The following is a 7,254-nucleotide window of genomic DNA, read 5'->3' on the forward strand; positions in this document are numbered from 1 at the left end:
AATTAAAGCATATCTAAAGAGTTTTGAGTTAAAAGTTAAACTTCAAGTTTTCATTCAGGACAAATGTACTGGTTAACTAATTTTTTGGGGAAAATTAGTTAACCCATGATTATAACATATAATTAATTTGCAAGAGTTCTAGTTTATTATATTATTGGGTTTTGATTTTTTGCCACAATATAGGGATTTTAGAGATTGCTTCAGTGGTAAATTCCTGTACTGCTAAAGTAAACTTGTGGTTAAGGGATCATTCATGATTCAGCCCTCATTTTAGCTTTCATAATTTTATTCTGCCCTATTTTTCTTAATCAATCACAGTCCATGACACAATCACAGCAATCACAGTCAAGACGGCATGGGAGAGGAAATATCCGTGTTATTGTAAAAACGGGGATAGATGGGGGGGTTGGTCTTGCAAAATCGGCAAATAGGGATAAAATCAAAACAAGTTAATTTTTTCCCTACCATATCATGTTAACCCCATCGGATAGTAAATTATCTAAGCAGCAGCAGATTCTCTCGGCTGTTTCCGAAGAGGAACAGCTTAAACAGCAACGGATTCAGGAAGTGCTATTGTTAATAGATAGTTTATTCCAAAGAGAGGAAACGACTTTTAGAATTATCATCGACTGTCTTTACGATGTGGGTTCGTTAAATTTAATTAATAAAAAGTTTCATAGTCGTCACTTAAATTTTATTATGAAAGCGATCGCTCGTTTTTCTAAGCCTATCTTCAGAATTTATGCTCTCTATTGGGTGAAGAAAAATAGCCCCAAATTAATCACTAATTGGTTGGCTAGTAAGGTTAAATTCTAGCCAAGGATAAACTCCAGAGACAGTAAACAGTGATCAGCTTCTCAAGGCAAGAGGCAACAGTAAAGGGATTGGGGGAGATTCAGCTAATCTAAGGATAGTAACCGGCTACTTAGTTGATGATAGGTGGTGCGTTACGACGGATTGTTACCTTCAATTCAAAGCAGCAATTTTTGCCGTCTAACGCACCCTACGTTTTACTACTTAGTTGATGATAGGTGGTGCGTTACGACGGATTGTTACCTTCAATTCAAAGCAGCAATTTTTGCCGTCTAACGCACCCTACCTTTTGCTTCGTACCTCACTATTAAGATCTAGGGACTAAATTTGCACCTGTCTGAGATGACGACGGGGATCGGTGGTACGCTGAGATTTAATTTTCTCGTATAATTCCCGTTCGATCGCCGTTAATTCTTTGGGAGTATCGATGACAATTTTGACTAATTGATCGCCGCGTTGTCCTTTATTATCGATCCAACCTTTGCCTCGTAAGCGCAGGGATTGACCGGAACGAATACCGGCAGGAACTTTTACCGTCACCATGCCATCGGGGGTAGGAACTTCGATCGCTGTGCCTAAAACCGCCTCATCGGGAGTAATCGGGACTTCACAGGTTAAATTATCGCCTTCAAAAGTAAAGAAAGGATGGGGTTCTAATTCCACATCGAGAAATAGATCTCCCCGTTGTTTGCTCAAGGGATCGATTAGTCCTTTACCCCGTACCCGGAGACGATTACCGGTTTTGGTTCCTGGGGGGATTTTGATATCGATCATTTCTCCGGCTAAATTAACCCGTTTTTGTACTCCTCGTAAAGCTTCCCCAAAACTCAGACGCAGTTTAGCGGTGGAGATACCAGAAGTGACGGATTGCGGTGCAGTACGAGCACCGGCAAAGTCGTTAAAATTGCTAAAATCGCCAAATCCTCCCCCCGGAGTCCCGTAGGAATGGGAACGGGGGCGAGTACCGCCGGAGCGCCCCATGCGACCGAGCAGTTCATTGATAAAATCATCAAAGGTGCTGTACTGGCTAAAGTCAAAACCGTCCGAACCAAAGTCAACCCCCGGATTACCACCAGGCCAATTTGATCGCCCGGACTGTTGCCAATATTGTCCAAATTGATCGTATTTTTGGCGTTTTTCGCTATCGGAGAGGACTTCGTAAGCTTCACTAATTTCTTTAAAACGTTCTTCGGCGCTTTTATCGTTAGGATTGCGATCGGGGTGATATTTGACGGCTAATTTGCGAAAAGCTTTTTTAATTTCTTCGGCGCTGGCAGTTTTACCTACTCCCAGAACGGCATAATAATCTTTATAATCTGCGGCAGGCATCGATACGCTATCTCCTTAGCAATGGGGATTCAGTCGGGATATTCCTAATCTAACTTAATTTTATCGTTGTCAGGCTTGAATCAGTGATCAGTGATCGGTGAACAGTAACCAGTAACCGGTGATCAGTGAAAATAAAGTGCCAAAGTTTTCACTTAACACTATCTACTTAAAACTCCAATCTGATAACTGATAACTGATAACTGATCACTGATCACTGAAAGGGAAATTGCCGACGACGACGATACCAAGTTCCCACAGCTACTAACAGAGCAATGAGGGTAAAAGCCACCATTAGGGGCAATATATCGCCTTTTCCTAAAGATTTTAAACCAGCACCCATCATGACAAAGGGTAAAATTCCGGGGACAGTGCCTAATAAAGTACCGATGAAATAATCGCGAAAACGGATAGAAGTTAATCCCGCAACAAAGTTAACGATACCGTAGGGAATAATCGGTAATAGACGGATAGCAAACATATAAAATAGGCCGCCTTGCTGCATTTCTGCATCGATCGCTTGCCATTTTCCCTGAAATTTTTTGGCGGTATATTCCCGGCCGATAGTACGGGTAAAAGCAAAGGCAACTATAGCGGCCACCAAAGCGGCGATCGTTGTCCAAACTGTTCCCATAACTACTCCAAAGATCGCCCCACCACTGAGGTTTAAGGGGGTAGAAGGCAGGATTAAAATTGTCCCGATCGTATAGAGAATAATATACAAAATGGGGGCCATAATTCCCATTTGTTTTAACCAGATCTGTAATTGTTGGGAGTCGATACCACCGATTAGATAAACTCCCATCGCTGTGGCGATAATACAAATTATGGTTAGGATAATAACACTACTTTTAGTTTTAGACATTTAACGGCAATTTTGGGCTAAGTGCGGGTTGTAAAACATAAGATGCAGCTGGGGTTTATATTTCCCTATTGCCAAAAATTCAGTTAATCTCCTCGAGAACCACGATCGAAAAACCATTGACTTTATAGCGATCGGCAATTACTGCTCCTTGCTCCACAGACCAACAATTATAATTGGTTTCTGCCCAAGCTGCCGTGTCAATAAGTCTTACCCAACGATAATTATTGCCTGGGGAGGGAAGGCGAAAATCCACCGGCAGATGATACATATTAATTAACACCAAAAAATCGTGATCGCCGACGGCACTACCATCAATTAAAAACCAAATAGAGCGATCATGGGCAGTTAAATCGCTAACCCCATCGGTTTTTTTAAATAAATAGGTGACATCATTACCCGCATCGAGAACCATATCGCCATAGCGGTGCTGTTTAAGGGCTATATGATTGTTTCTTAAGTGAGCAATATAAGCGGCAAAAATAAATAAAGGATTGCGTTCTTCTTGATTAGTTCCCGTGCCAAAATTATTGTGATAAGCTTCCCGATAACCGGTGGGCAGTAGATGGGGTGAACGGGTGGCAATCATATCATAATTATTCCAAGTGGCCAGACTATCAATATTGTAGGGATTATTATTACCATTTTGAGTGCGGCCAAATTCATCACCCCAGACAGTCATGGGAACACCGCGAGATAAAAATTGAATCGTCCAAAAGTTGCGTAATCTTTGGCGACGTAAGGCCTGATTACCGCCAGAATCCCAAGAATCGTTATTATTATTGCCGCCATCGGAAGGACCAAAAGGCCAGGGATTGAGGTTATTTTTATTGTTATAACTGACCAAATCCATCAGGGTAAAACCATCGTGGGCAACAATAAAACTGATCGATTTGTGTGGTCCGCCTTGGTCATGAAAATTGTGATAATCTCCGTTCACCTGTTCGATGAATTTAAAAGTATTACCATCTCCCTTGCAAAAACGCCGGATTGCATCGCGATAACGGCCATTCCACTCGCCCCAACCCGTTGGGAAATTACCTACTTCGTAACCCCAGATATCCCAAGCTTCGGCGATCATTTCGGCATCATATTTCTTGCCTAATTGCTCGATCTTTTCTAACAAAGGATGTTTAGGAAAGAATTGTTTTTGCTTGTGCCAATCTTCTCGTTCATGACTAGAAGGAGTTCGACCGAGGACGGGGGCCAGATCAAAACGAAAACCATCAACTCCCATGGTTTCTAACCAATAGGTGAGGGAATCAAGAACCAGATTACAGGTGACAATATGGGAAAAGTTTAATTGATTTCCGCAGCCAGTGGCCCCATCGACTAGATAATGTTCGTCGGTGAGTTGATAGTATTCCACCACATCAAAACCACCAAAACTAACAAATCCGGTGACATCGTTGCTGCCCCAATTGCCCCCTTCTCCGGTGTGATTATAGACCACATCGAGATAAACTTCCATACCTTGGTCGTGGAAAGCTTTGACCATGGCCTTAAACTCTCTGGTGGGTCCCCCGGGGGAGCGATCATAAGCATAACGGCGATCGGGAGCGAAATAACCAAAGGTCATGTAACCCCAATAGTTACCGCCGGGGCGATCGTCGGGGTTATTATCGTTAGCGGTTTCCTGGACCGGTAAGAGTTCGATCGTGGTAAATCCCAGCGCTTTCAGATATTTGGCCATATAGCCGGCCCCCGCATAAGTTCCTCTGTACTGGTCGGGAACGTTGGCCACTTCCTCAAAACCCGTAATTCCCTTGAGAATATCTTCCAAACGACTAGCGGAGGGGTGATGACTTAAACCGCGCACATGGGCCTCGTAAATGATCGCTTTTTCGGACCCCAGACGGGGACGAGTACCGGTAGAAGTCCCATCCGGCGCGATCACAATGCCTTTGGGCGACCATTTACCCGTATCGTATTGCCGCCGGATCACTCCTTTGTAGTCCCCTTCTCCCGTGGCATAGATTCCCGCATTTTCTCCGGCTGCGATCATGGCCAGGGTTTCAAAGTCGTGGGAAAGTTCTCGCGCGTAGGGATCGAAGAGGACTTTATTGGGGTTAAAACGATGGCCAAAATCGTCCACATCTGCCTGAAAACCGGCGTTACTGTGACCTCTTTGCCATTTTTGATCAAATTGCCAATTGGAACCCCAACAGCGAAAAGCATAGTAACTGCCGTGGCCAATACCGGCGATTTTTGCCCGCCATATATCATCATTGGGGTTTTTTGTCAACCAGTAATCATACTTAGCGTTTTCTCCCGTCGGGCGATCGTAGATTTCCAGAAGAATCTGACTGGCATTTTTAGAATAGACGGCAAAGGTGACGCTATCGCCCCGATAATGCGCTCCGAGGGGATAGGTGGCATCGGCCCAAAGATGGCTATCTAGGGGGGCATAATTACCAGATTGGGGATGATTTTGACCGATCTCACTCTCCGATTTCATAAGTTTAATAAATCTCAGATTATGACTGTCTAAAGTATAGATTTAGTATGCTCTTGAATGTAAATTTTTATGACGAAATTCAACGTTTCTGGGCTTAATCCATTGACTTAGTTACTCAAATGGTTGAGGATGGGGGGCTGACATAGGCATAACTTTTAGCTGCAGAACTTAAGCATCTCATAAAGTTGCTCCTCCCGACAATCCTCTATCTAATTATGAGAATCAGACAAGCTGGAATCCAAAAGGCAAACAAGTCAAGGTTTATACGCAATTTTCTGCCGGTGCAACCCTTGGCGATCAAGACTTGGCTAATTACTATGAAACGACAGAGCCAGGACTCAATCTTTCCAGCCAATTATAGAATAGTTTAGACATTGTTCCCCAATATTGAGGGGTCACTGACTAACAATTTATCTGATACTCTAACCCTATCTGATCAGGATTTAGATACAATGGATGCTAAACTATCTTAGTTTTTTAGTCTTGATTAACTCAGCGATCACCATCGGAAAATCTGAACCGGGAAATAAATACCATGAAATTAGAAGACATCATTCAACAAAACCTCGTTAAACCCATTGATTCCTTAGCTGGAGACTCGGAACTTTGCCGAGAAGTTCAGACCCGTTTGCAAGTTCTCGGATTACTTGCTGCTCATGGTGTTGATGGCATTTATGGATCCCAAACAAAACAAGCCTTTGAGCAATTCAAACAAAAAATCAAAGAAGGCGAATTGGATACCTTGGGAGCATCTTCGGCAAAATTTTTACTAGAACTTAAAGAATTACCGGGGGGTAATAATTTAATCTCCAAAGCTCAAGCCGAATCTATCTATGGTAATGTCATTAGCGATGGACAATTAGCAGATCTCAATTCTTGCTTAAATCGCTTTGAAATTAACACTCACCCGCGAATGTGTCATTTTTTAAGCCAAACTGCCCATGAAAGTGGTGGCTTGAAATGGATGAAAGAACTCGGTAGCGGTGAGGAGTATAACGGACGGAAAGACCTAGGAAATATTTATCCAGGAGATGGTCCCAAATATAAGGGAGCAGGCGTTATTCAACTAACGGGACGCAGTAACTATCAAGCTTTTGCGAATTATATTCATGATCCGAAAGTGATGGATGGAGTTGACTATGTTAGTACCACCTATCCTTTTACCAGTGGCGGTTTTTGGTGGCATAACAATAACATGAATGCTCTTTGTGATCGCGGTGCAACAGTGGAAGAAATCACCCGACGAGTCAATGGTGGTCTTAACGGACTAGCTGATCGTCAAGCTTACTACGAAAAAGCGATCAAAGTTTTTCCTGTTTAGCAATGCTTGTCCTACATTTTCCGCCAATAGCTGTTCTGGTGCTAATTTTTACACCTCTAATGATGGGGTAAGTTGGGGTCAACTTAATCAAGTTAAAAAGAGCGGTCATCCCTTTTTTGTGAAATTTGTTTTGTGACCAAACCATTAACAATTTTCTGGTGACTCAATTACCTGGATTTGTCTAAGATACGCCTAATCAATTCACAATCGGAGGGAGAAAATTTCAATGCCTACTTACGATCAACAACAAACGCTTTTCTGTCTTTCTATGTTCGCTAATATCAGTAATAGCGAGAAAGTTATTACAGATTTAGCCAATCCTACGGTTCAAGCAAAAATTGGTCAATGGACAATTCTTTGGGGTCCTGTTATTTATTATCATGATCCTAAAAATCAGAACTGGGATAATATTATGTATGTGGCGAAGGGAGAAAATGCCGAAACCAATAACCCTCAATAGGTAGTTGCGATCGC

General features: G+C 42.6%; 6 protein-coding genes. 3 read left to right on the forward strand and 3 right to left on the reverse strand.

Features of this window, described 5'->3' with window-relative positions; genetic code table 11:
• Positions 1–471: 471 nt before the first annotated feature.
• Positions 472–816: a hypothetical protein gene (locus tag O9332_RS27430; RefSeq protein ID WP_002738818.1), complete on the forward strand. Its 345-nt coding sequence runs from the start codon at positions 472–474 to the stop codon at positions 814–816.
• A gap of 318 nt (positions 817–1,134) precedes the next feature.
• Here O9332_RS27430 and O9332_RS27435 read toward each other — a convergent pair whose 3' ends face one another.
• The 3 genes from O9332_RS27435 to O9332_RS27445 form a co-directional block, all read right to left on the reverse strand.
• Positions 1,135–2,142, reverse strand: a complete 1,008-nt coding sequence (locus tag O9332_RS27435; RefSeq protein WP_288028186.1) for a DnaJ C-terminal domain-containing protein — start codon at positions 2,140–2,142, stop codon at positions 1,135–1,137.
• Between the two features lie 211 nt (positions 2,143–2,353).
• Positions 2,354–3,004, reverse strand: a complete 651-nt coding sequence (locus tag O9332_RS27440) for a TVP38/TMEM64 family protein (RefSeq protein ID WP_288028188.1) — start codon at positions 3,002–3,004, stop codon at positions 2,354–2,356.
• Between the two features lie 79 nt (positions 3,005–3,083).
• Positions 3,084–5,459 (reverse strand): glycogen debranching protein, encoded by a 2,376-nt coding sequence (locus O9332_RS27445; protein WP_288028190.1) that lies wholly within the window; start codon positions 5,457–5,459, stop codon positions 3,084–3,086.
• Positions 5,460–5,994: 535 nt separating this feature from the next.
• On the opposite strand from O9332_RS27445, the gene O9332_RS27450 reads away from it, so the two are divergent.
• Together O9332_RS27450 and O9332_RS27455 are read left to right on the forward strand one after the other, a co-directional pair.
• Positions 5,995–6,780: a hypothetical protein gene (locus tag O9332_RS27450; protein ID WP_002759929.1), complete on the forward strand. Its 786-nt coding sequence runs from the start codon at positions 5,995–5,997 to the stop codon at positions 6,778–6,780.
• Positions 6,781–7,006: 226 nt separating this feature from the next.
• Complete coding sequence (locus O9332_RS27455; RefSeq protein WP_002759938.1) at positions 7,007–7,240, forward strand: hypothetical protein; 234 nt, start codon at positions 7,007–7,009, stop codon at positions 7,238–7,240.
• Positions 7,241–7,254: the final 14 nt, after the last annotated feature.

Source organism: Microcystis sp. LE19-10.1B, from assembly GCF_027530565.1.
Classification (GTDB): Bacteria; Cyanobacteriota; Cyanobacteriia; order Cyanobacteriales; family Microcystaceae; genus Microcystis; species Microcystis aeruginosa.

Coding starts and splice junctions, on each gene's coding strand:
- O9332_RS27430 (WP_002738818.1), top strand. CDS start 472: ATGTTAACCCCATCGGATAGTAAATTATCTAAGCAGCAGCAGATTCTC.
- O9332_RS27435 (WP_288028186.1), bottom strand. CDS start 2,142: ATGCCTGCCGCAGATTATAAAGATTATTATGCCGTTCTGGGAGTAGGT.
- O9332_RS27440 (WP_288028188.1), bottom strand. CDS start 3,004: ATGTCTAAAACTAAAAGTAGTGTTATTATCCTAACCATAATTTGTATT.
- O9332_RS27445 (WP_288028190.1), bottom strand. CDS start 5,459: ATGAAATCGGAGAGTGAGATCGGTCAAAATCATCCCCAATCTGGTAAT.
- O9332_RS27450 (WP_002759929.1), top strand. CDS start 5,995: ATGAAATTAGAAGACATCATTCAACAAAACCTCGTTAAACCCATTGAT.
- O9332_RS27455 (WP_002759938.1), top strand. CDS start 7,007: ATGCCTACTTACGATCAACAACAAACGCTTTTCTGTCTTTCTATGTTC.